This window comes from Legionella lytica, from assembly GCF_044626755.1.
Taxonomy (GTDB): domain Bacteria; phylum Pseudomonadota; class Gammaproteobacteria; order Legionellales; family Legionellaceae; genus Legionella; species Legionella lytica_A.
This window is the reverse complement of sequence record NZ_JBGORX010000039.1, coordinates 1-273: the sequence shown is the minus strand read 5'-3', so window position 1 is coordinate 273 and position 273 is coordinate 1. Positions and strand designations below refer to the sequence as shown.

The following is a 273-nucleotide window of genomic DNA, read 5'->3' as shown; positions in this document are numbered from 1 at the left end:
GTACTCTCAAGTAGGGTCTTTAGAAACCCAAGTAGAAGAATTAAATAAAGAGCAAACTCGTTTACAGGACTTAGTCCGCAATGAGCAGCGCACCGTCAATGAAGCGCAAGCCACCCTGATTAAGAAAGCTCAGGAGTTGGATGCGGCCACCGATAAAATTCAGCAATTACAGCATGAGGCTGAAGCAACCGCTCGGGAGTATGCGCGCCAAGTTGATGAGCTGCAATTAATAATTGCCCAGAAAGATGAGCATTCCGAGGGAGCCACGGTTGA

The 273-nt window shown here is 47.6% G+C and carries 1 protein-coding gene; it reads left to right on the top strand.

Translation table 11 applies throughout. The annotated features are described in order from the left end of the window. Positions 1-273, top strand: a 273-nt coding sequence (locus tag ACD661_RS16985) for a hypothetical protein (protein ID WP_400189017.1), incomplete at both ends; no start/stop codon positions are given.